This is a genomic window from Pseudomonas sp. MWU13-2100 (assembly GCF_023242365.1).
In the GTDB taxonomy this organism is placed as follows: Bacteria; Pseudomonadota; Gammaproteobacteria; order Pseudomonadales; family Pseudomonadaceae; genus Aquipseudomonas.
Genome location: NZ_JALLIX010000007.1, coordinates 40,451 through 62,925, shown reverse-complemented (window position 1 = coordinate 62,925; position 22,475 = coordinate 40,451). Strand labels below are relative to the sequence as shown.

Annotated in this window: 26 protein-coding genes; 9 read left to right on the top strand and 17 right to left on the bottom strand. The window is 62.7% G+C overall.

The features are described from left to right. Positions 1-5: 5 nt before the first annotated feature. From M5B99_RS07295 to M5B99_RS07265, 7 genes are all read right to left on the bottom strand, one after another. A complete protein-coding gene (locus tag M5B99_RS07295) occupies positions 6-635 on the bottom strand; it encodes a response regulator transcription factor (RefSeq protein WP_040064687.1) in 630 nt (209 codons plus the stop codon). Positions 636-949: 314 nt separating this feature from the next. Next, positions 950-1,372 carry a response regulator gene (locus tag M5B99_RS07290; RefSeq protein ID WP_248803399.1) on the bottom strand — a complete coding sequence of 141 codons (423 nt, stop codon included), beginning with the start codon at positions 1,370-1,372 and terminating at the stop codon, positions 950-952. 241 nt (positions 1,373-1,613) lie between these two features. After that, positions 1,614-2,945 (bottom strand): deoxyguanosinetriphosphate triphosphohydrolase, encoded by a 1,332-nt coding sequence (locus M5B99_RS07285; protein ID WP_248803398.1) that lies wholly within the window; start codon positions 2,943-2,945, stop codon positions 1,614-1,616. 80 nt (positions 2,946-3,025) lie between these two features. After that, positions 3,026-4,189 (bottom strand): EAL domain-containing protein, encoded by a 1,164-nt coding sequence (locus tag M5B99_RS07280; RefSeq protein WP_248803397.1) that lies wholly within the window; start codon positions 4,187-4,189, stop codon positions 3,026-3,028. A gap of 122 nt (positions 4,190-4,311) precedes the next feature. Next, complete coding sequence (locus M5B99_RS07275) at positions 4,312-4,653, bottom strand: hypothetical protein (RefSeq protein ID WP_248803396.1); 342 nt, start codon at positions 4,651-4,653, stop codon at positions 4,312-4,314. After that, complete coding sequence (locus tag M5B99_RS07270) at positions 4,650-5,027, bottom strand: phage holin family protein (RefSeq protein ID WP_248803395.1); 378 nt, start codon at positions 5,025-5,027, stop codon at positions 4,650-4,652. The genes M5B99_RS07275 and M5B99_RS07270 overlap by 4 nt, the downstream gene beginning before the upstream one ends. A gap of 1 nt (position 5,028) precedes the next feature. After that, the gene (locus M5B99_RS07265) at positions 5,029-5,343 is read right to left on the bottom strand and encodes a DUF883 family protein (RefSeq protein WP_248803394.1); all 315 of its coding nucleotides are present in this window, start codon (positions 5,341-5,343) and stop codon (positions 5,029-5,031) included. Positions 5,344-5,685: 342 nt separating this feature from the next. Between M5B99_RS07265 and M5B99_RS07260 the strand changes: the two genes are divergently transcribed. The 7 genes from M5B99_RS07260 (at position 5,686) to M5B99_RS07230 (ending at position 11,212) form a co-directional block, all read left to right on the top strand. Further along, positions 5,686-6,894: an ammonium transporter gene (locus M5B99_RS07260; protein WP_248803393.1), complete on the top strand. Its 1,209-nt coding sequence runs from the start codon at positions 5,686-5,688 to the stop codon at positions 6,892-6,894. Between the two features lie 72 nt (positions 6,895-6,966). After that, positions 6,967-8,073 (top strand): acyltransferase family protein, encoded by a 1,107-nt coding sequence (locus tag M5B99_RS07255; protein ID WP_248803392.1) that lies wholly within the window; start codon positions 6,967-6,969, stop codon positions 8,071-8,073. A gap of 5 nt (positions 8,074-8,078) precedes the next feature. After that, positions 8,079-9,050, top strand: a complete 972-nt coding sequence (locus tag M5B99_RS07250; RefSeq protein ID WP_248803391.1) for an acyltransferase family protein — start codon at positions 8,079-8,081, stop codon at positions 9,048-9,050. Between the two features lie 76 nt (positions 9,051-9,126). Further along, positions 9,127-9,363, top strand: coding sequence for a glutaredoxin family protein (locus M5B99_RS07245; protein WP_248803390.1), 237 nt, complete (start codon positions 9,127-9,129; stop codon positions 9,361-9,363). Positions 9,364-9,533: 170 nt separating this feature from the next. After that, positions 9,534-9,734 (top strand): hypothetical protein, encoded by a 201-nt coding sequence (locus M5B99_RS07240; protein WP_100940593.1) that lies wholly within the window; start codon positions 9,534-9,536, stop codon positions 9,732-9,734. 150 nt (positions 9,735-9,884) lie between these two features. Then, on the top strand, positions 9,885-10,217 hold the full coding sequence (locus M5B99_RS07235; RefSeq protein ID WP_248803389.1) for a transcriptional regulator: 333 nt from the start codon (positions 9,885-9,887) through the stop codon (positions 10,215-10,217). A 104-nt stretch (positions 10,218-10,321) separates the two neighbouring features. After that, positions 10,322-11,212 (top strand): pseudouridine synthase, encoded by an 891-nt coding sequence (locus M5B99_RS07230; RefSeq protein WP_248803388.1) that lies wholly within the window; start codon positions 10,322-10,324, stop codon positions 11,210-11,212. Between the two features lie 12 nt (positions 11,213-11,224). On the opposite strand, the gene M5B99_RS07225 is transcribed toward M5B99_RS07230, so the two are convergent. The 3 genes from M5B99_RS07225 to mobA all read right to left on the bottom strand — a co-directional run bounded on the left by M5B99_RS07225 (position 11,225) and on the right by mobA (position 12,745). Beyond that, positions 11,225-11,668, bottom strand: coding sequence for a type II 3-dehydroquinate dehydratase (locus tag M5B99_RS07225; RefSeq protein ID WP_248803387.1), 444 nt, complete (start codon positions 11,666-11,668; stop codon positions 11,225-11,227). Between the two features lie 146 nt (positions 11,669-11,814). After that, a complete protein-coding gene (locus M5B99_RS07220; protein WP_248803386.1) occupies positions 11,815-12,036 on the bottom strand; it encodes a YgdI/YgdR family lipoprotein in 222 nt (73 codons plus the stop codon). Between the two features lie 109 nt (positions 12,037-12,145). Next, positions 12,146-12,745, bottom strand: a complete 600-nt coding sequence (gene mobA, locus M5B99_RS07215; RefSeq protein ID WP_248803385.1) for a molybdenum cofactor guanylyltransferase MobA — start codon at positions 12,743-12,745, stop codon at positions 12,146-12,148. Between the two features lie 80 nt (positions 12,746-12,825). On the opposite strand from mobA, the gene moaB reads away from it, so the two are divergent. Both moaB and glp read left to right on the top strand, forming a co-directional pair. Then, positions 12,826-13,365 (top strand): molybdenum cofactor biosynthesis protein B, encoded by a 540-nt coding sequence (moaB, locus tag M5B99_RS07210; protein WP_248803384.1) that lies wholly within the window; start codon positions 12,826-12,828, stop codon positions 13,363-13,365. 22 nt (positions 13,366-13,387) lie between these two features. Beyond that, positions 13,388-14,575 (top strand): gephyrin-like molybdotransferase Glp, encoded by a 1,188-nt coding sequence (gene glp / locus M5B99_RS07205; RefSeq protein WP_248803498.1) that lies wholly within the window; start codon positions 13,388-13,390, stop codon positions 14,573-14,575. A gap of 155 nt (positions 14,576-14,730) precedes the next feature. Here glp and fnr read toward each other — a convergent pair whose 3' ends face one another. The 7 genes from fnr to ccoG form a co-directional block, all read right to left on the bottom strand. Then, the gene (fnr, locus tag M5B99_RS07200; protein ID WP_248803383.1) at positions 14,731-15,465 is read right to left on the bottom strand and encodes a fumarate/nitrate reduction transcriptional regulator Fnr; all 735 of its coding nucleotides are present in this window, start codon (positions 15,463-15,465) and stop codon (positions 14,731-14,733) included. A 127-nt stretch (positions 15,466-15,592) separates the two neighbouring features. Then, entirely contained in the window at positions 15,593-16,975 is a 1,383-nt protein-coding gene (gene hemN, locus M5B99_RS07195; protein WP_248803382.1) for an oxygen-independent coproporphyrinogen III oxidase, read from the bottom strand. Between the two features lie 82 nt (positions 16,976-17,057). After that, entirely contained in the window at positions 17,058-17,741 is a 684-nt protein-coding gene (locus M5B99_RS07190; protein ID WP_248803381.1) for a sulfite exporter TauE/SafE family protein, read from the bottom strand. After that, on the bottom strand, positions 17,734-17,949 hold the full coding sequence (gene ccoS, locus M5B99_RS07185) for a cbb3-type cytochrome oxidase assembly protein CcoS (protein WP_248803380.1): 216 nt from the start codon (positions 17,947-17,949) through the stop codon (positions 17,734-17,736). The genes M5B99_RS07190 and ccoS overlap by 8 nt, the downstream gene beginning before the upstream one ends. 22 nt (positions 17,950-17,971) lie before the next feature. Next, on the bottom strand, positions 17,972-20,422 hold the full coding sequence (locus tag M5B99_RS07180; protein WP_248803379.1) for a heavy metal translocating P-type ATPase: 2,451 nt from the start codon (positions 20,420-20,422) through the stop codon (positions 17,972-17,974). 71 nt (positions 20,423-20,493) lie between these two features. Beyond that, positions 20,494-21,033, bottom strand: coding sequence for a FixH family protein (locus tag M5B99_RS07175; RefSeq protein WP_248803378.1), 540 nt, complete (start codon positions 21,031-21,033; stop codon positions 20,494-20,496). An 11-nt stretch (positions 21,034-21,044) separates the two neighbouring features. After that, positions 21,045-22,460, bottom strand: a complete 1,416-nt coding sequence (gene ccoG, locus M5B99_RS07170; protein WP_248803377.1) for a cytochrome c oxidase accessory protein CcoG — start codon at positions 22,458-22,460, stop codon at positions 21,045-21,047. Between the last annotated feature and the right edge of the window lie 15 nt (positions 22,461-22,475).

Genomic DNA, 22,475 nt, shown 5'->3' with positions numbered 1-22,475 from the left:
TTTTCTCACACTACCGCGTTGCGTTTGGCCATCTCGATAAGCTCTACCAAGGATTTGGCCTTGAGTTTTTGCATAAGTCTTTTCTTGTAGGTACTGACGGTCTTGTTGCTGAGAAACATGCCCTTGGCGATTTCCTTGTTGGTCCGGCCCTGGGCAAAGAGTTGCAGGACCATCAGTTCCCGATCGTTGACGAGTTTGAATAGTTCGATCTCCGGATTCTCCGGTCCCTCTTTCCGCGCACCGATCAACGCCTGGCTTGGGAAGTAATTGTAGCCGGACAGTACCGCTTTGATCGCGCTCAGGAGTTCGCTCAGGTCTTCGGCCTTGCAGACATAACCCGAGGCACCGGACTGCATGCAGCGCATAGCGAACAGGTTGGGGGTCTGCGCCGTCAGCACCAGGGTCTTGAGCGGTGAATTCATGGCGTTGAAGCGGGCCAGCACCTCCAGGCCGTCCAGTTTGGGGATACTGATATCGAGGATCACCAGGTCCGGCATACATTCGCGGACCATTTGCATCGCGTCGACCCCGTTATCGGTTTCCCCGACTATTTCATAACAATCCTCTTGTTCCAACAATATCCTGATGGCCAGGCGGACAACAGGGTGGTCGTCGACGATAAAAACCGAGTTCATAATAAAGTCCCATACGAGCTGTTTGGAAAGCGCGAACCTTAGCTCAGTTGGACAAGCGGGCGCATGAAGGGAAGGCCCTACAGAGGTAGTATAGGAATATTCCTACTTTAAATAGGGTTTCGACTTACGGATGGTGCTAGTTTGAAAGAGAAGAGCTGTGCAGTGTCGAGTGGTGTGGTTATACGGAATGGCTAACGCTCTATAAGGTCTTATAATCTTTTGGGAAGTGTCCTACATGTTTATCGGTGCGTTTTATCGTGGCTGCTCCGGGGCGGAACCGGGGGCGGCGCGCTGAAGTGAGGCTTGGTGGATGGCTAGGACTCAGTGGGGCCGCAGGCCTCGTGGGGATAGCGGTCCAGGCCCAACGCGCTCTGCAGGGCAAGGCCGTTCAGTGGTTTGCTCAGGCAGCCGAGCAATGGCAGTTGTCGCTCCAGTGCGAGGGCGCTGAGGGCGGCGAGTTCTTCGCTGCTGAGGCTGCTGAGCAGGATCGCCTGCTTGATCATGCCGCTGCGGCAGGCGGTTTCGATCAGGTCCAGCCCCAGGACGTCCGGCAGGCACTGGTCGCACAGCATCAGGTCGAACGGCGTGTGGGCCGAACTCAACGCACTCATGGCTTCCCGGGCGTTGAGCGTCGGTGTCAGGGCGTGGAAGCCATAGCTGTTGAGCAGGCTCTGGGTGGCGGCCAGTTGAAAGGGGTGATCCTCTACCAGCAACACGCGTAAGTTGTGTTTGGGCATGGTGTTTTCCGGGCGACCTGTCGACTCGGGACAAGGCTACATAGGTAGGCGCTGTGTAGGAAAATATGCCTGGAATCGGGCGCTTGTTGAATGGCAGGTCAGCTTGAGTGTGGACGGCAGACATAAGAGGAAAGCAATTATTTCAGTGGGCCGAAGCCATGATCAATCAGCTCGTTCTCTCGCCGGTGTAGGTTTTATCCCGCTAACCGGCCCGCCCTGATCGGGGGCGGGCGGCGGGGTCTTAAACCGGGCTGGAGCGACCGGTCATTTCCCGGGCCATTTCACTGGCATAGCTGTCGGTCATGCCGGCGATGAAGTCGATCACCCGCAGGAACGAGCTGTGCAGCGGCCACTCGGGCTGGGGCGCGCTGTTGCCGAGCAGGTCGAGGATGCGTCGATGCTTGAACGACGGCGTGCGCCCGCCATGTTGTTCCAGGGCTGCGCCACAGAAGGCGTTCAGGAGGATTTCCAGGGTGGTGTAGGCGCCGATCTCATGGAGGGTCTTGCGCTTGTCCTGGAAGATTTTCTTGCGGGCGATGTCCTTGGCGTTGAGCACGCAACGTTTGGCCGGACCGTGCATATGTTCGACCAGATCCCCCGACAGGGTTCCCGCCAGCAGCGCATCCTGTTGCTCGACGAAGGCCCTGGCGGCAGCGTTGGTCAGGTGTTCGATGGCCTTGCCACGCAAGATCGCCAGCTTGCGTCGCCGGGAGTCCTGCGGGCCGAGTTGCCGGTAGGTTTCCGGCAGGTCGTCGCCCACCAGGCCGAGCAGCAGGGACTCGACCTCGGCATACTCGAGCAGGTCCATTTCCAGGCCGTCTTCGAGGTCGATCAGGGCATAGCAGATATCGTCGGCGGCCTCCATCAGGTAGACCAGCGGGTGGCGCGCCCAGCGCTGTTCCTCCAACTGCGGCAGGCCGAGCTTGTGGGCGATCTGCTCGAGGATCGGCAGTTCGCTCTGGTAGCAGCCGAACTTGTGTTTCTTGTAGCCCAGGGAGTCGGCGTGGCGCGCCGTCCACGGGTACTTGAGGTAGGTACCGAGGGTGGCGTAGGTCAGGCGGGTGCCGCCTTCGAACTGGTGATATTCGAGCTGGGTCAGGACCCGGAAACCCTGGGCGTTGCCTTCGAAATTGAGGAAGTCGTTGCCTTCGGCCACGCTCATGCCGTCGAGCCAGCCGCGCCCCGCCGCCTGCTGGAACCAGTGGCGAATGGCGTCCTCGCCGGAGTGGCCGAATGGCGGGTTGCCGATGTCGTGGGCCAGGCAGGCCGATTGCACGACCATGCCCAGGTCGCTCGGTTCGCACCAGTCGGGCAGGGCGTCGCGCAGGGTTTCACCAACGCGCATGCCCAGGGAACGACCGACGCAACTGACTTCCAGCGAGTGGGTCAGGCGGGTGTGGATATGGTCGTTGCTGGTCACCGGGTGGACCTGGGTCTTGCGCCCCAGGCGCCGGAAGGCACCGGAGAAGATGATGCGGTCGTGGTCTTTGTGGAAGGGGCTGCGGCCCAGTTCTTCAGGGCTGTGCAGCGATTTCCCGAGGCGTTCGCGGGTAAGCAGGGTGTGCCAATCCAAGGCGGGGCTCTCCGTCGGTGACTGAGCTCCCAGCTTCCCGTTTAGTGTGCCGGCCTGCAAGCAAAACCATGCAAGCAGATTTATAAACCGGCGGCGTCGATATCGATCAGCAGCAATCGCTGGCCGTTGTCGAAGAATTGCCCGGCGGTCAGGCAATACTGATTGCTGGTGGCGTCCCTATAGGTGCTGGAGAGGATCAGCCGACGCTCGTCCCAGCCTTCGGCCAGCAGGTGATAGAAGTAGGGTCGCCAGGACCAGTTGTGGCCCAGGTAGCTGCTGTCGGCCTGCCAGGCGTTGTGGCGCCATTCCAGATTGGGGGTGAGTTGGGTGCCGTGGCGATCGCATTGGTAGAAGCGCAGCAGCCAGGGATAGCCGTCGGGCTGGGGCAGCTGGCTGAGCGGTGCCTGGCCCTGGGCCCAGTTCTGCAGCGTGGCCATGAGCCCGCCCAGTTGCTGACGCAGGTTCATCAGGCGCGCGCGTTCGGCCAGCTTCTGCTGTACATAGCGTTCGCGCAGTTCGGCGAAGCGGGCGACAAAGGCATCGGTGGCAAAGAAATCCAGCTCAGCCTTGGCGAACAGATAACCCTGGACGTAGCGCGAGCCGCATTCCAGGGCGAAATTCAGCTCGGCCTCGGTTTCCACGCCTTCGGCGATGATCCAGCAGCCGGTCTTTTCCGCCATTTGCGCCAGGGCCTTGACCACTTCGCTGCTGGGGCCGCCGCGGGCCGCAGCCTGGAACAGGCGCATGTCGAGCTTGAGAATATCCGGCTGCAAGGCCAGGACCCGATCGAGTTGGGAATACCCGGCGCCGAAATCGTCGATGGCGATGCGCGCGCCGGCTTCTCGATAGCGCTTGACCACTTCCCCCAGGCGCAGGCTATCGCCTCCCAGTTCGGTGATTTCGAAGACGATGCGCCGTGGATCGACAGCGTGCTGCGCCAGTTGCTTGAGGCTTGGCAGGGCCTGGCCGTCGCTCAGGCGACTGATCCAGCGCGGCGACATGTTCAGGCTCAGGAACCAGTCCGGGGGCGCTTCATGCAGCCGGCTGAGGGCATTGTCGCGGATCTGGCGGTCGAGGCGGCGCAGCGCGGCGGAAGGGGTTCGCGGATCGGCGAACAGGGGGCCCACGGAGGTCAGTTGCCCATTGGCCTGGCGCAGTCGGCCGAGGGCCTCGACACCAGCGATACGGCCGGTGGCGGTATCGATGAACGGCTGAAAGCTGGCGAGCGGTTGCCCGTCGATCACGGTGCCTCCTTGGGCTGGGTCTTGTGGGTCTGGCTGCGGCGGGCAAGGCAGATTGAGCGCGAGCCCGAAGGTTCGCGCTCAACTCGATGGCTACTGCAAGAATGCAGCCAGCTTTTCTGGCGTCAGGGTTTGGACGCGGTGCCCCGCAGCGCCAGCCGAATCAGCGGCAACAGGCTGGCCCCCAGGCGCGCCCAGCGCGACAGGCTGTCCACGCCGCCGCCCTTGGCGCCCCTGCCGCCCATGAAACCCAGCAGCGTGACGATGCCGATTCCCCACAAGGGCGCGTGCTTGAGGCCCAGGTTGGCCTGCCAGTTCTGGCCCAGGCCGCGTATGCGCTGCAACGGTTGCAGGAGTTCGCGGGACTCATGGCGGATTTCCTGGCGATGCATTTCCATGCGCAGGCGGATCAACGCCTTGCGCATATCACGCCGGGTATGGATGTGCGTCAGGTCGGGCAGGCTCATGGCAGCAGTCGCTCGCGATCGTTGGCCAACTCTTCAAGGGTGGCGTGGAAGGGCGACGACTCATCGAAGATCGCCGCTTTCAGGCGCAGGGCGCAGAACAGCGCAGCCAGGCTGTAAAACACGCACAGGCCAATGATCCCGGCCAGGCGCGCGGTGTCCCAGAGCAGGATCATGACCAGCGCCGAGAGCCCCACCAGCAGCAACATGCCGAACACCAGGGCCAGCCCGGCGAACAGCAACAGGCTGACGGTCCGGGCTTTCTGTTCCTGGAGTTCGATGCCGAACAATTCCACATGGCTGTGCAGCAGGCCGAGGAAAGCCGCGCCCAGGCGACGGGTCGAGGCGCCGCCGCCGCTCGATTCATCCCCCGCCATATCAGCGCCGCGTCGCCAGCAGGCCGACGATAAAGCCGATACCGGCGGCAATCCCGATGGACTGCCAGGGTTTGGCCTGGACATAGGCTTCGGTCGCGTCGACCGCCGCCTGGCGGCGATCACGCAGCGAGGCTTCAGTCAGTTGCAGGGTTTCGCGGGCCTTGAGCAGGCTTTCATGAATCTGCTTGCGCAGTTCGTCGGCCTGGTCGCCGGCGAGGCTGGCGGTGTGCTCCAGCAGGCGTTCGGTGTCGTTGACCAACGTCTGAAAGTCCGCCATCAGTATTTCTTGAGCCGTCTGTGCTGTCTTGCTGGCCATCAGGTGTTCTCCGTGAAAAAGCGTCCGTGAAAAGTCTGTGCAGGTTTCGAGTGCGGGCCTTGTCTGAAGGTTCACTGCGATTGGCTGGTACAGCTTTTGCTTTGTGCTGGTGCGTTGTGCCGGGCAGGTGCGCTGTATTTGGGCGTCCTGAAGCCCCGGCCTGCGAAAACCATACCTCAAATAATCAAAAAACGCGGAAAAAACCCAAGGGCTCCTCGAGCTTCGTGTTTCGCCCTGCGCCAAAGCGGTTCGCTCTTGGCTCGGATGGCGCCAATCTGGTGCGAAATGCGCGGCAACCGAACTGCTTTGGTGCTTTTCCCTGACTTCAGGTCTGCCGTCTCCATGGAAAACTTGCAAAGCGCTGTGGACACTCTGGTCCATGGTTCCAACACCCTGTTCATTCTGCTCGGCGCGGTCATGGTTCTGGCCATGCACGCCGGTTTCGCCTTTCTCGAGGTCGGTACCGTTCGGCAAAAGAACCAAGTCAATGCCTTGTCGAAAATCCTCAGCGATTTCGCGATTTCGACTTTGGCCTATTTCTTTATAGGCTACTGGGTTTCCTATGGCGTGAGCTTTTTGCAGCCGGCGGCGCAAATCAGTGGCGACCACGGTTATGGCCTGGTGAAGTTCTTCTTCCTGCTGACCTTCGCGGCGGCGATTCCGGCGATCATTTCCGGCGGCATTGCCGAGCGCGCGCGGTTTGCCCCGCAGTTGTGCGCCACTGCCTTGATCGTGGCCTTTGTGTACCCGTTTTTCGAAGGCCTGGTCTGGAACGGTAATTTTGGCCTGCAAGCCTGGCTGCTGGCGCGTTTTGGTGCCAGCTTCCATGATTTCGCCGGCTCTGTGGTGGTGCATGCCATGGGTGGGTGGCTGGCGCTGGCGGCGGTGCTGTTGCTGGGGCCGCGTCAAGGCCGCTACCGCGAGGGGCGGCTTGTGGCATTCGCGCCGTCGAGCATTCCGTTCCTGGCCCTGGGTTCGTGGATCCTGATCGTCGGTTGGTTCGGTTTCAATGTCATGAGCGCGCAGACCCTGCAGGGCGTGAGTGGGCTGGTGGCGGTCAATTCGTTGATGGCGATGGTCGGTGGCACGGTGGCGGCGCTGATCATCGGCCGCAATGACCCGGGCTTCCTGCACAACGGCCCCCTGGCCGGGCTGGTGGCGATCTGCGCCGGGTCCGACCTGATGCACCCGGTGGGGGCGCTGGTGACTGGTCTGGTGGCGGGCGGGTTGTTCGTCTGGTGTTTTATCGCGGCCCAGAGCCAGTGGAAAATCGACGATGTGCTCGGCGTCTGGCCGTTGCACGGCTTGTGTGGGGTCTGGGGCGGAATTGCCTGCGGGATCTTCGGCCAGCAGGCGTTGGGCGGCCTGGGTGGGGTCAGCCTGGTCAGCCAGTTGATCGGTACTGCGTTGGGGGTGGTGGTGGCGTTGATCGGTGGCTTTGCCGTGTATGGCACGATCAAGGCGGTGCATGGCTTGCGCTTGAGCCAGGAAGAGGAGTACTACGGTGCCGACTTGTCGATTCACAAGATCGGTGCGGTGAGTCAGGACTAATCCGCCTCATTTCGCTATGCTCAACCCCCATCTGGGGGCGTGCGGCCAAATCCCGGCCGAGCGGAGAGGTCTATGGAGCGTCTGTATTCACTGCAAGGCTTGAGGGGCGCGGCAGTGCTGGGCGTGGTCTTGTTCCACATGGCGGCGGTCGAGCACAAATACTCCGGTGGCGATACCTTGCTGCCGGGGTGGGTGGATTTTTTCCAGCTGGGGGTGGACCTGTTTTTTGTCATCAGCGGCTTCGTCATGGTGATCGTCACCCGTGGCCGTTTCCAGGACCGGGTCCAGGCCCAGCGTTTCCTGTTCAACCGGGTCTCGCGGATCTACCCCAACTACTGGCTGTACTTCTTTATCACCCTGGGGGTCTATCTGGTCCAGCCGCTGCTGGTCAACAGTTCCCATGGTGGCTCCAACCTGTGGTACTCGTTCCTGCTGCTGCCCAATGACCGGGTGCTGCTGGTGATGGTGGCCTGGTCGCTGGTGTTCGAGTTGTGGTTCTACCTGGTGTTCAGCCTGCTGCTGGGTTTTCACGAGCGCGGCTTGCCGCTGTTGTTGCTGGCCTGGGCGGTGGCGCTGGTGGCGTTCAACCTGCTGGACTCCTGGCGCGACTACTCCTCGGCCCTGAAGATTATGCTGCACCCCTATGCCCTGGAGTTCATTATCGGCAGTGCGGCGGCGCTGTTCTTCTACGGTCGCCACAGTTCAAAAGTGCCGAGCGTCGGGCTCTGGCTGGTTCTGGCGATGGCGTTGGTACCGGGCTTTGCCGTGATCGGGCATTATGAACTGTTTTCCACCGAGGGCTTGCCGAGGATGCTGTTGGTGGGGCTGGTATTCGGTGCCCTGACCTTGTCCCTGGCCTTGCTGGAGCGGCGCCAGTTGATCCGTTGCCCGCGCTTTCTGGTTTTCACCGGTGATATGTCTTACACGATCTATCTCTCGCACTTGCTGGTGCTCGGCGTGGTGGGGAGGGCCTGGCAGATCATCGGCAACTGGCCGAACCATATCGGGGATAATCTGGTGTTCCTGGTCCTGATGATGTTCGCGGTGTGGGGTTACGGTTGGGTCGGCTACAGCTTTTTCGAGAAGCCGGTGCTCGATCGGGCGACGAGTTACTGTAAACGACGGTTTCGCACCGCCTCGTCCCGCAAACCGTCCGATCCGTTGGCGGACGGCAGGTGAGGACGGTGCCTAAAATCCTCAACGGCAATCTGGATGCCTTGAAAGTCCTGCTGGCGATATTTGTCGTAGTACTGCATTGCCATTTCATGGGCGGTAACTACACCGCTGTGGGTTACTTGCTGTGCAATGGCCTGTTCCGCGTGGCGGTGCCGACCTTTTTTATCATCAACGGTTACTACCTGTGGCAGACCCTCGCCTCCGGGCACTCGTTCGGGCTCTGGTTCAAGCGTGGCTTGCAGTTGTATCTGCTCTGGATGCTGGTCTACAGCCCGATCTACGTGAGCTTTGCCGCCCTGGGCAGTGTCGGCGGTGTGCTGGGAATACTGAAGCAGTTCGTGATCGGCTACTTTCACCTCTGGTATCTGGTGGGCATGCTCGGCGGCGGCCTGCTCCTGTACCTGTTGCGCAAACGACCCACCGGACAGTTGGTGGCGCTGGCATCGAGTGCCTTTCTGGTCGGGCTGGTGCTGCAATATGCACGGGTCTATTTCGAGCTGCCCAACGCCTTTCTCCAGCATTTCAACCAGAACGACTATACCGCCCGGAATTTCCTGTTCATGGGCTTTCCGTTCATGGCGCTGGGGTTTCTTATGGCCCGTCACGGGGTGCCGGAACGGGTTACCCGAGTGAAGGTCTGCCTGGCGTTGGCGATCGGTGTGGCGCTGCTGCTTGGCGAAGCCTGGCTGAATTACTCGTATCAGGCCGATGCCCGGCAGAACTTCGATTTCCTGGTGTCGTTGCCGCTGATCACGTCGGCGTTATTCCTGCTGCCATTCGTGTTCTTCCGCGCCTCCACCAGCCCCCTCAACGCCAAGCTTTCCTCGGCGCTCTACTACGTGCACCCATTGTTCCTCTACGGGGCGTTGTCGGCGGGACTGGAGTACGGCAATACCCTGACCGCGGTGGTGCTGCTCCTGGCTTTCGTCGCGGCACCGCTGCTGATCCTTGCCAGCCGGCGCGTGCGGTTCATTCTCTGAGGGCCGTGTGATCGGCTCGACTGGCCCGGGTGGCGGACCTAGAATAAGTCTTTATCTTGTCCCGGACGCCCTTGCCATGCTTCCTGAATGCCAACTGTTCGGCACCCTGGGTTGCCACCTCTGTGAAGTCGCCGAAGCCGTGCTGATGCCTCTGGTCGATCACGGCCTGCTGGTGGAACTGGTGGATATCGCCGACAGCGAAGCCCTGTTCGAAGCCTATGGCTTGCGTATCCCGGTTCTGCGCCGGGTGGACACGGGGGCCGAGCTGGACTGGCCCTTCGAGGTCGAGCAGGTCGTGACCTTTCTGCGCTGATCCTCTTTCCTCGCCTGAGCGGGCGCTTTTGCGCCATTGAGCGCTGGCCGCTGCGCTCGGCCCTTCTGTTTCATCAAATTACCCGCGGTTGCGCTGGAAAAACGACTGTGCTTACGTCGCTGCATGATGTTTGAGGCAGCACGTTCCAGTGCTGCAAGGGAGGAAATGAAATGAAAGGGAGGTCCATTCTGCTGGTCAACCAACTGGGCGGTCGCAAGTTCCTGGCCACCGTGGTGGTTGGCGTAAGCACCGCGGCGTTGACCTGGTATGGAAAGATCGATGGTGGGACCTATGCCATGGTCATCCTCGGCACGGTGGGCTCGTTCATCGGCGGCAACGTCTATGGCAAAGTCCATCCCAGGGAGTCATGAAGGCTGCCGGCAGGCGGCAATCGGTTGGCGGGCCATCAAAAAATAAGTTACTGTATGTTTATACAGTTTTCGTTCCGGTGTTGGGACAGGATGCCCACCCTGGCGTGCGCACCCGGGAACGGAATCCAGAGAGATAAAGAGGGTTAAAGCATGCTCAATGTCGAACAATTGAAATCCAGCGTGAACCGCATGTCCGCTGACGTGGTGCGTGAGGCGGTACTCGAGTTGCGACTCGACGGGCTGGTAACGGAAGGCAAGACACCGTTCAACAAATTGCATTTCAACACCTGTTTCGCGGAAATCGAAGCCCTGTTCCAGCGGGCGGGCTATCACCGGCAACTGGATGTGGTGGGTTACCAGGGCTTGTTGTACGCCCTCTACGATCCGGGACGCTGGGAGGCGGTGGATGTGTTGCGCTGGCTGAAGGACTACACCGAGGCGGCCGGTGCGAAGCGGCTGGGCAGCAAGATCGCCTCGGCCTGAGGCGCGGGCAGGGCGACTGGCACCTGGATTGCGTTATCGCAAGCCTAGGTTCTGCCGGGGTCTTGCGGGATAATGCCGGCTTGCCCAGCCGTCCGAGTCTTGTCATGTCCGCCTTGCCCTTCAATGCCGCCGAGCACCAGGCCAGCACCTTGTACCTGCCACCCGGTTCGTGGGTCACGGTGCTGGACTGCCTGTGCGAACACTTCAAGGCAATCAGTCGCGAGCAGTGGCTCGATCGTATTGCCCGCGGCCGTGTGCTGGACGCCGGGGGCGTGGCCATCAGTGCGCAGTTGCTTTACCGCGAAGGCTTGCGCATCCACTACTTTCGCGAGGTGCCGAACGAGACGCCGATTCCGGTGAGCGAGACGATTCTCTACGCCGATGAACATCTGGTGGTGGCGGACAAGCCGCATTTCCTGCCGGTCACGCCGGCCGGCGAGTATGTCGAGCAGACTTTGTTACGACGGCTGATCCACTGCCTGGACAATCCGCACCTGGTGCCGTTGCACCGGATCGACCGGCACACGGCCGGCCTGGTGTTGTTCTCGGCCAATCCCGCGACTCGTTCGGCCTATCAGTCGCTGTTTCCCACCCGGCAGATTGAAAAACGCTACGAGGCGATTGCCCGGGCCTTGCCGGACCTGTCGTTCCCGCTGGTACACAAAAGCCGCCTGGTGGAAGGCGAGCCGTTTTTCCGCATGCGCGAAGGGGTCGGTACCAGCAATACCGAAACTGCCGTCGAGGTCGCGGAAAAAAATGGCCGGCTGTGGCGCTACGGGTTGTATCCGGTTACGGGCAAGAAACATCAGTTGCGGGTGCACATGGCGGCACTCGGCGCGGGTATCTGCAATGACCCGTTTTATCCGCAGGTGCTCAAGGATGCCGTGGATGACCACGCCAACCCCCTCAAGCTGTTGGCCCAGGGCCTGCGCTTTCGCGATCCGCTCAGCGGCCAGGAGCGCCGCTTCGAGAGCGAGATCGTCCTGCACTGGTGATGCCGGCGGCCGTCAATGGCAGGTCTGGGCCGCGCTCACCGCCGCCCGTAGGCCAAGCAGGTAGCTGTCGACGCCGAAACCGCAGATCTGCCCGCGCGCCACTTCGGCCAGCACCGACGGCTGGTGCAAGGGTTCGTTGCGATGGATATTGGCCATGTACAACTCGATCACCGGGACCGACAAGTGCGCCAGGGCATCGCGAATGTCGTAGCTGCTGTGGGCCCAGGCGCCGGCATTGATCAGCACCGCGTCCACCTGTTCGCGGGCGCCCTGGCGGATACGGATGCACATCGCGCCCTCGCTGTTGGTCTGGAAACTGGTGACATCCACGTCCAACTCCCTGGCCAGCGTGCGCAGGCGTGCGTCGATCTGTTCCAGGGTGATGCCTGCATGGCGGATCGGCTCGCATTTGCCGAACAGGTGATGATTGAGACCGTGCAGCATCAGGACTTTCATGATTCAGCTCCCGGAAGGGGAATGAGCGCGGGTGGGGGATTCTCATAGAATAGGCCGTACCCGAGGGTTATGCCTGTGCGTTGTCGCGCCCGGGCAAAAACGACGAAGCCCGCGCAAGGCGGGCTCCGTGTTGAACGTTCGAGGGTTTACAGCTCTTTGACGGTACGCACCTGATCCTTGTTGATGCGAGTCTTTTTACCGTCCAGTTGCTTGAATTCGTAGAACCCGGAATCCTCGTCGAATTTCGGGGTGTCCACCGCCTGGATTTCGCGCCCATCATTCAAGGTGATCACCGTCGGTGACGAACAACCGGCGAGGGCGGCGAGGGCGGTGGTCAGCAGGAGTGCGGCAAGAGTCCGTTGCGTCATGGTACTTCTCCGGAAAAGGTGTTTTTTGAGGATAGCGTTGATTGATGTCAGCGCTGATGGATTACAACACTGATTGAAGTTTCTGACGGATATAGGCTCAGCAAGTTCCTTACGCAGGCCGATCAGGCGAGTGATTCACCGATTGCAGCAGCGCCGGGGTGTTCAGATTGGCCAATCTGGGATCATCCGGCGGACACTGCAGGGCCTGGGCCTGCAGTTGCAGCATGACCTTGCGCGGGCTGCGTTCGCCCAGGGCCCAGGCGCTTTCGAAGACCCCGGCGTGGGCCGTGGGGATCACGCACACCAACGGTTCCCAGTGTTCACCCTGGCGCAGCATCAGCGGCCGGGTCGGATCGCGGCGAACGGCATCGAGCATGGCCGTGAGCAAGCTGGCATCGATCTGCGGGACGTCGCAGGGCAGCACCAGCAGATGCCCATGGCGAGCCGCCGCCAGGCCGGCGCGAATGCCGGCCAGGGGGCCGGGGAAATCGTCGCTGTCGTCGTTCACCAGCCGGTCGGCATAGGCCGCATAGCGCTCCCGGTTGCGGTTGCAAGAGATGATCAGGTCATCGGTGAACGGCCGCGCCACGGCGTGCAGGTGGGCGATCAGCGGTTGCCCGCGCCAATCCAGCAGGCCTTTGTCCTGGCCGCCCATGCGCTGGCCGCGACCGCCGGCCAGGAGCAGAATGGAAAGGTCGTTCACGGGCATGGAGAGTCTCGACAGCAGCGGTGAAAAGGGACGCTGTGATATAACACCTGGCTGTTCCTCCTTACAACTGGACCGAGCCTATGAAAGCCAAGGCTGACACACCTTTCGTACCGCTGAACATCGCGGTCTTGACCGTCAGTGACACCCGTACCTTTGACACCGATACCTCGGGGCAGGTCTTCGTTGACCGCCTGACCGCCGCCGGACATCGACTGGCCGAGCGGGTATTGCTCAAGGACGACCTCTACCGGATTCGCGCTCAGGTCGCCACCTGGATTGCCGAAGACCTGGTCCAGGTCGTGCTGATCACCGGCGGCACCGGTTTTACCGGGCGCGACAGCACCCCGGAAGCCGTGGCCTGCCTGCTGGATAAACAAGTCGACGGCTTTGGCGAGCTGTTCCGGCAGATCTCCGTGGCGGATATCGGCACCTCCACCGTGCAGTCCCGGGCGCTGGCCGGCCTGGCCAACGGGACCCTGGTCTGCTGCCTGCCGGGCTCGACCAACGCGGTGCGTACCGGCTGGGACGGGATCCTCGCCGAGCAGCTGGACTCGCGTCATCGCCCGTGCAACTTCGTCCCCCATCTGAAACAGGCGGCGCCTTGTGAATCCCGTGGGTAAGCCGGGCAAGCTCGCAGCCCTGATGCCTGTGGAAGTCGCCCTGGCCCGCCTGCTCGAGCTGGCCGAGGCGGCGCCGATCCGTGAGGCGCAGCGCGTAGCCTTGGCTCAGGCCGACGGACGGGTGCTGGCCGAAGACCTGATTTCCGGCCTCGATCTGCCGCCCTGGCCCAACAGCGCCATGGATGGTTACGCCCTGCGCCTGGCCGATTGGCACGGCGAGCCGCTGCCGGTCAGCCAGCGCATTTTTGCCGGGCAGGCCCCGGAACCCTTGCAGCCGGGCACTTGCGCGCGGATCTTCACCGGTGCCCCGGTGCCGCTGGGTGCCGATTGCGTCGAAATGCAGGAAAACGCCGAAGTGCTTGCGGATGGGCGGGTGCGCTTGATCGAAGCGCTGGCGCTTGGGCAGAACATCCGGCCCCAGGGCCAGGAAACCACGCTGGGCGAAGTGGTCCTGAGCGCCGGGACCCGTCTGGGGCCGATCGAGCAGGGATTGGCGGCGTCCCTGGGCTGTGCTGAACTGAACGTGCGGCGGCGGGTGCGGGTGGCCGTGCTGTCCACCGGCGACGAGTTGGTCGAACCGGGCCAGCCGCTGGGGCCGGGACAGATCTACAACAGCAACCGTGTGTTGTTATGCAGTTGGTTGACGCGCCAGGGTTGCGAAGTGCTGGATGCCGGGATTTTGCCGGATGATCTGGAGGCGACCCGCCAGCGCCTGACGCAGTTGGCCGATGTCGACCTGATCCTGTCCACGGGGGGAGTGTCGGTGGGCGAAGCCGATTTCCTCGGGATCGCCTTGCGCGAGGCGGGCGAGCTGGAGCTCTGGAAGCTGGCGATCAAACCGGGCAAGCCGTTGACCTTCGGGCATTTTCGCGGGGTGCCGGTGATCGGCTTGCCGGGCAATCCGGCTTCGACCCTGGTCACCTTTGCGTTGTTGGCCCGGCCTTATCTGTTGCGCCGCCAGGGCGTACAGGCGGTCCAGCCGTTGCGGTTCAAGGTGCCGGCCGGTTTTGTCTGGCCCAAGCCGGGCAATCGCCGCGAATACCTGCGCGGGCGCCTGGAAAACGGCCGGGCGATCATCTACCGCAACCAGAGCTCCGGCGTGCTGCGCAGCGCGGCCTGGGCCGAGGGTTTGGTCGAGGTGTTGGAGGGCAGCACCCTGGTGGAAGGCGACTGGGTGAACTTCATTCCGTTGAGCGAAGTGCTGGGCTAGCCAACGAGGTCTTTGGCGGTCTTGCGGGCCTCTTCGCGGATAAATCCGGCTCCCACTATGTGCGTGTCGAACCCAGAGTTCGCATACGACTGCATATTTGTGGGAGTTGAGCTTGCCCGCGAAGCTCTTGGCGTCCTCCGAACGCTACAACCGCATCAGCCCTCCAGCGAGCCGCCAGCCAGCGCACAGAGCTGGATCGGGTCGAGGATATGCACTTCCTTGCCTTCGGCGGCGATCAACTCGCTGCTCTGAAAACGGGTAAAGACCCGGGACACGGTTTCCACCGCCAATCCCAGGTAGTTGCCGATCTCGTTGCGCGACATGCTCAAGCGGAACTGGTTGGCCGAGAAACCCCGGGCACGGAAACGCGCCGACAGGTTGACCAGGAAGGTGGCGATGCGCTCGTCGGCGGTCTTTTTCGACAGCAACAACATCATCTGCTGGTCGTCGCGAATTTCCCGGCTCATTACCCGCATCAACTGTCGGCGCAGTTGCGGCAGTTGCAGGGCCAATTCGTCCAGGCGCTCGAAGGGGATTTCACAGACCGAGGTGGTTTCCAGTGCCTGGGCCGAGACCGGGTAGGTCTCGGTGTCCATGCCCGACAGGCCGACCAGTTCGCTCGGCAGGTGAAAACCGGTGATCTGCTCTTCGCCGCCGTCGCTCAGGCTGAAGGTCTTCAGCGCGCCGGAGCGCACGGCATAGACTGAGCCGAAGGTGTCGCCCTGGCGAAACAGGAATTCACCTTTCTTCAGTGGTCGGCCGCGCTTGACGATCTCGTCCAGCGCGTCCATGTCCTCCATATTCAGCGAAAGTGGCAGGCAAAGAGGGGCCAGGCTGCAATCCTTGCAATGGGCCTGACTATGGGTGCGCAATTTCACGGGGTCGGACATTTCTTAAATCCTTGTGGGAAAACACACATAAGACGTAAGGGTAACCCAGCAAGGGGCGCTCCGACCAGCCTGTGCCAAAATGGCGCACCCAAGTAGGTAGGGTGATTGCCAAAAAACGCTCGACGTTTCAGATCACCCGTGAAAAGCGCTGACGGTTCTGCTGCTCCAGGTACGCATCGAAGACCATGCACACCGAGCGGACCAACAGGCGTCCCGCCGGCAGGACCGTGAGGCGTTCGTGGTCCAGTTCGATCAGACCGTCCGCGGCCATCTCCGTCAGGCGCGGCCAGAGCGCGGCGAAATAACCGCCGAAGTCGATATTGAACTGGCGCTCGATGCTCGCGAACTCCAGGGTCAGGTTGCAGATGATCTGCTGGATCACTTCCCGGCGCAGGCGGTCGTCGGCGTTGCACAGCAGGCCCCGGCTGGTGGCCAGTTGCGCGCTGGCGAGGGTGTTCTGGTATTGGTTCAGGTCACTGTTGTTCTGGCAGTAGAGGTCGCCGATCTGGCTGATGGCCGAGACGCCCAGGCCGATCAGGTCGCAATGGCCGTGGGTGGTGTAGCCCTGGAAATTGCGCTGCAGGGTCAATTCTTCCTGGGCAATCGCCAGTTCGTCGTCGGGCAGGGCGAAGTGGTCCATGCCGATATAGCGGTAGCCGGCGGCGGTGAGCTGCTCGATGGTGCGGTGGAGCATTTCCAGCTTGTCGGCCGGCGCCGGCAGGTCGGCGCTGTTGATCCGGCGTTGCGGCATGAAGCGCTCGGGCAGGTGGGCGTAGTTGAACACCGACAGGCGGTCCGGTTGCAGGTTGATCACCTCGTCGACGGTCCGGGCGAAATTGTCCGGGGTCTGCTTGGGCAGGCCGTAGATCAGATCGATATTGATCGAACGGAACTGCAGGGTCCGCGCCGCCTCGATGATCGCCCGGGTTTCCTCCAGGCTTTGCAGGCGATTGACCGCCCGCTGCACGTCCGGATCGAGATCCTGGAGACCGACGCTGACCCGGTTGAAACCCAGTTCGCGCAACAGGCCCATGGTCGACCAGTCGGCTTCCCGTGGATCGATTTCGATACCGTAGTCGCCGGAATCGTCATCCAACAGGTTGAAGTGCTGGCGCAGGCAGGTCATCAGTTGCCGCAGTTCGTCGTGGCTGAGAAAGGTCGGGGTGCCGCCGCCCAGGTGCAGTTGCTCGACTTTCTGCGCGGGATTCAGGTGGCAGGCGACCAGTTGGATTTCCTGCTCCAGGCGTTGCAGGTAGGGCAGGGCACGGCCACGGTCCTTGGTGATGACCTTGTTGCAGGCGCAGTAGTAGCAGATGTTCGCGCAGAACGGTATGTGCACGTACAGCGACAGCGGTCGCAGGGCCTTGCGGCTGTCGCGCAGGGCGTGGAGCAGGTCGAAGGTGCCGACCTGGCTGTTGAACTGCACGGCCGTGGGATAGGAGGTGTAGCGCGGTCCCGCGATGTCGTAGCGATGGATCAGATCAGAGTCCCAACGGATGGCGTCGAGCATGCGGGCATTCCCCCGGATTGGCTGCAATGTCCGGAGTCTAGGGGCTGCGCGCAATCGCCATCTTGACCTGTATCAACGGCCGTTAGTGGCCCATCAACCAGTGCTGGTGCGGCCCCGGCAGGGTCCACAGGCCGAACAGGATCACCAGCAGGCCGCCGCTCATGCGCACGCTGCGTTTGCGCAGCACGGCCGTGACCCGTTCCGCCGCCAGCCCGGTGGCCAGCAGCACCGGCCAGGTGCCCAAGCCGAAGGCCAGCATCAGCAGCGCGCTGTCGACGGCATTGCCCTGGCTAGCCGCCCAGAGCAGGGTGCTGTAGACCAGTCCGCACGGTAGCCAGCCCCAGAGCGCCCCCAGCAGCAAGGCGCGAGGCAGGCTCGACACCGGCAGCAGGCGGTTGGCCAGCGGCTGGATATGTCGCCACAGGCCACGGCCGAGGCTTTCAATACGGGTCAGGCCGCTCCACCAGCCGGCCAGGTACAGGCCCATGCTGATCAGCAACAAGCCGGCGATCACCCGTAGGAACAGCGCCGCCGGGCTGCTGGCCACGGCCCAGCCGGCCAGGCCGATCAGCAGGCCGGCGCAGGCATAGCTGAGAATCCGTCCCAGGTTGTAGGCCAGTAGCAGACGAAAGCGCCGGCTGCGTTGCTCCGCAGGAATCGCCAGGGTCAGGGCGCCCATCAGGCCACCGCACATGCCCAGGCAATGACCACCGCCGAGCAGGCCGAGAATCAGCGCCGAGACCAGCAGGGGCGCGAGCTCAAGCATGGGGCGGGGCCTTGTCGTGCTTGTCCGTGGTGGCTTTGCTTTCTTCGACGGCGGCGGTGTGCTTGGGATCCTGGTCGTCGAACAGGATGCTGTGGGCCGGGCCTTCGAGGTCGTCATACTGGCCGCTGTCCACCGCCCAGAAAAAGATATAGACGGCGATCGCCACGATCAGCAGCGCGGCGGGGATCATGATGTAGAGAGCTGGCATGGGAACTCCATGCCCGCGCGGCTCAGGCCGGCAACGGGCGGATATCTGGCGTGGCATTGAGCGCCGGAGCGCCGGGCAGGCGGGTCAGGCGCAAGGCGTTGAGGACCACGGTCAGCGAGCTGATGGACATGCCGACCGCGGCCCACACCGGGGTGATCCAGCCGAGGGCGGCGAACGGCAACATCAGCCCATTGTACAGGCTGGCCCAGATCAGGTTCTCGATGATGATCCGTCGGGTTCGGCGGGCCAGGTTGATGGCTTGCACCAGGGCGCCCAGGCGATTGGACAGCAGCACCGCGTCGGCACTGGTCTTGGCCAGGTCGGTGGCCGTGCCCATGGCCACGCTGATATCGGCGGCGGCCAGGACCGGGACGTCATTCACGCCGTCACCGAGCATCAGCACCTTGCGCCCCTGGCGATGCAAGTCCCGCAGTACCTGCAATTTGTCGTCCGGGCGCAAGCCGCCACGGGCTTCATCGATGCCCAGTTCGGCGGCGACACTGGCGACCATCGGCGAGCTGTCGCCGGACAGCAGCAGCGTGCGCCAGCCCCGCGCCCGGCAGGCTGCCAACAACGCGGGGGCGTCGTCACGCAGGCGGTCGTCGAGGACAAACCAGGCCAGTGGTCCCTGGCTGTCGCCCAACAGCAGCCATTGTCCGGCTTCGTCCGGCGTCGGTGGCAGTGGACAGGCGCCGAGTTCGCAGACAAAGGCCGCCTGGCCGATCCGCAGCAACTGCTCGCCGACCCGGCCTTCAAGACCCAGGCCAGGCGTGCTCTGGACCTCCTCGGCGGCCTGTGGGGCGCGGCCGAAGGCCCGGGCAATCGGGTGTTCGGAGCGGTTTTCCAGGGCGGCGGCGAGTCTCAGGCAGCGCTCGCTGTCCAGTTCGCGGAGCGGGTGGATGGCGCGCAGGGTCAGGCGGCCTTCGGTGAGGGTGCCGGTCTTGTCGAAAATCACCGTGTCGACCTGATTCAGGCCTTCGAGCACATGGCCGCGGGTCAACAGCATGCCGAGCTTGTGCAGGGTGCCGGTGGCGGCGGTCAGGGCGGTGGGGGTGGCCAGCGACAGGGCGCACGGGCAGGTGGCGACCAGCATCGCCAGCACGATCCAGAACGCCCGGGTCGGGTCCAACTGCCACCAGATCAGGCCGATGACCGCCGCGGCGATCAGCGAGAACAGCAGGAACCACTGCGCGGCGCGGTCGGCGATCTGCGCCAGGCGCGGTTTTTCGCTCTGGGCGCGGTCGAGCAGGCGGACGATGGCGGACAGGCGGGTGTCCTGGCCGAGGGCCAGGACCTCGACGGTCAATGCGCTCTCGACGTTCAGGGTGCCGGCGGTGACCGCGTCCCCGACGGTGCGCGGCTGCGGCAGGTACTCACCGGTCAGCAGGGATTCATCGATGCTCGACTGACCTTCGACAATCCGTCCGTCAGACGGCAGCACGGCGCCGGGATGCACCAGTACCCGTTCGCCCAGGCGCAGTTCGCTGAGCAGGATACGTTCGCTCTGGCCGTCGGCCCCCAGACGCAGGCAGGACGCCGGCAGCAGGTTGACCAGTTGTGCGGTGGCGGCGGCGGTGCGTTCGCGGGCACGGCGTTCCAGGTAGCGGCCGGCGAGCAGGAACAGGGCGAACATGCCCACGGCGTCGAAATAGAGTTCGCCGACCCCGGTGATGGCGGTCCAGATCCCGGCACAGTAGGCACTGCCGATGGCCAGCGAGACCGAGACATCCATGGTCAGGTGACGGGTGCGCAAGTCGCGAAAGGCGCCGCGAAAGAACGGCGCACAGCTATAGAACACAATGGGCGTGGTCAGGAACAACGCTACCCAGCGCAGGATGGTGTGCAGCTCCGGGCTGAGGTCGATATTGAATTCCGGCCAGGTCGCCATGGTCGCCATCATCGCCTGGAACCACAGTAGGCCGGCCAGGCCCAGTTGGCGCAGGGATTTGCGGTTTTCGCTGGCGAGTTGTTCGCTGGCCTGATCGGCCTGGTGGGGATGCGCGGCATAGCCGATATGGCGCAGTTCGCCGAGGATCTGGCTCAACGGCAGTTGGCTGTCGGCCCAGCGCACTTGCAGGCGGTGATTGGACAGGTTCAGCCGCGCCTCGGCCACGGCGGGCAGGCCGAGCAGGTGTTTCTCGATCAGCCAGCCACAGGCGGCGCAACTGATGCCTTCCATCAGCAGGGTGGCTTCGGCGAGTTCGCCGTCGTGGCGGACAAAGGGTTTTTGCACATCGGCGCGGTCGTACAGCGCCAGTTCGTCCAGCAGTTGCACCGGCAGGCTCTCGGGGTTGGCCGAGGTTTCGCTGCGATGGCTGTAATAGTGTTCCAGTCCACCGGCGACAATGGCCTGCGCCACCGCCTGGCAACCCGGGCAGCAGAACTCGCGGGGTTCGCCCAGGACGACAGCGGTGAAGCGACTGCCGGAGGGGACGGGCAGGGCGCAGTGGTAGCAGGGAACAGGACTGGTCATGGGCGCCATCGGTCAAGCAATTGTGGCAAGCGGGTTCGCCACAGGCGTTTGTCCGTCAGGGAAGAGGGCATTTATTTAGAGCGTTCTTCTGCGCCTTGCAGCGGTTCGTCGCCCAGCTTCAGGTCCTTGTCCTGGCTGATCTGCTCTTCTTCGAACAGGCGCCAGGTCTTGTCGCCTTCGACCCCGAGCAACTCGACGAAACGCCGACCTTCGATTTTGTCGGCCAGTTGCCCGATATAGCGCCCCGGTTGGCTGGCGCTACGGTTCAGGGTGACCTTGCGGTCCTTCTCCGGCTGGGTCGGCGAGATCAGGTTCAGCTCGACACTGGCCGGTTGGCTGTTGCCCAGCAGGCGCAGGTCGACCTCGCCGGTGACCTCATCCAGATGCACGCTGGCATGCAGCTTCAGGCTCTGGGCCAGCAGTTCGCGGTCCAGGGAGCGGTTGATACCCTTGCCAGCCTCATAGTAGTTGTCATTGACCAGGTTGTCCGGGTTCTTTACCGCAATGGTCACCATCGACAGGGTCAGGGTCACCGAGCAGGCCATGATCCCGATCAGGATCCAGGGCCAGAGGTGCTTGTACCAGGGGCTTGCGGCAGTGGCTGCGGGCATCGTGTCTTTCCTTAACGGATTTGCGGGCCGATGAATCGGCTCTTGGCTTCAATATGAACGCTGTTGTCATCGGCGTCGCGCAAGGTGAATTTCACCTCATTGGTACTCGACGGCAGCTTGTCGGGGGCGCTGGACAGTTCCATCGGCATGCTGAAGATTTCACCGGCGGCCAAGTGGATTTCGCGCTTGCCCTGCAGTTTCAGGTCAGGCAAGCCGCTGGCGTCCAGGACATAGGTGTGGTCGCGTTGGTCCTTGTTCATGATCTTCAGGCTGTAGACGTTTTCGATCCGCCCTTCGGCATTCTCGCGGTACAGCACACGGTCCTTGCTGACATCGAAGCCCACCAGCGGGCGCAGGAAGAAGGCTGTCACCAGCAGGCTGATCATGGTCAGCAGGACCAGCGCATAGCCGATCAGGCGCGGTCGCAGTTTATGGGTTTTCTGCCCGGAAAGATTGTGTTCGGTGGTGTAGCTGATCAGGCCGCGGGGGTACTGCATCTTGTCCATGATGCTATCGCAGGCGTCGATGCAGGCGGCGCAACCGATGCATTCGATCTGCAGGCCGTCGCGGATGTCGATGCCGGTCGGGCAGACCTGCACGCACATTGTGCAGTCGATGCAGTCGCCCAGGCCCTGGGCCTTGTAGTCGGCGCCTTTCTTGCGCGGGCCACGCTCTTCACCCCGACGCGGGTCGTAGGAGACGATCAGGGTGTCCTTGTCGAACATCACGCTCTGGAAGCGCGCATAGGGGCACATGTAGATGCACACCTGTTCGCGCAGCCAGCCGGCGTTGCCGTAGGTGGCGAGGGTGAAGAAGCCGACCCAGAAATACGACCAGCCATCGGCTTCGCCGGTGAAGAAGCTGATGACCAGTTCGCGGATCGGCGAGAAGTAGCCGACAAAGGTCATGCCGGTGACAAAGCCGATCAGCAGCCACAGGCTGTGCTTGGCGAACTTGCGCAGGAATTTGTTGGCGCCCATGGGCGCCTTGTCGAGCTTGATGCGCTGGTTGCGGTCACCTTCGGTGACCTTTTCGCACCACATGAAAATCCAGGTCCAGACGCTTTGCGGGCAGGTATAGCCGCACCAGACCCGTCCGGCATAGACGGTGATGAAGAACAGGCCGAAAGCGGCGATGATCAACAGGCCCGAGAGCAGGATGAAGTCCTGGGGCCAGAAGGTCGCGCCGAAGATGAAGAACTTGCGCTCGGGCAGGTTCCACCATACGGCCTGGTGTCCGCCCCAGCTCAGCCAGACGGTACCGAAGTACAGCAGGAACAGGCCGGCACCACCCACCATCCGCAGGTTGCGGAACAGGCCGGTGAAGGCGCGGGTATAGATTTTCTCTCGCGAAGCGTAGAGGTCGACGGTGGCGTTGGCGGGTTTGGCAGGTGGAGTGACGTCTTGTACCGGAATCTGATTGCTCATCATTGCGTCCCACGG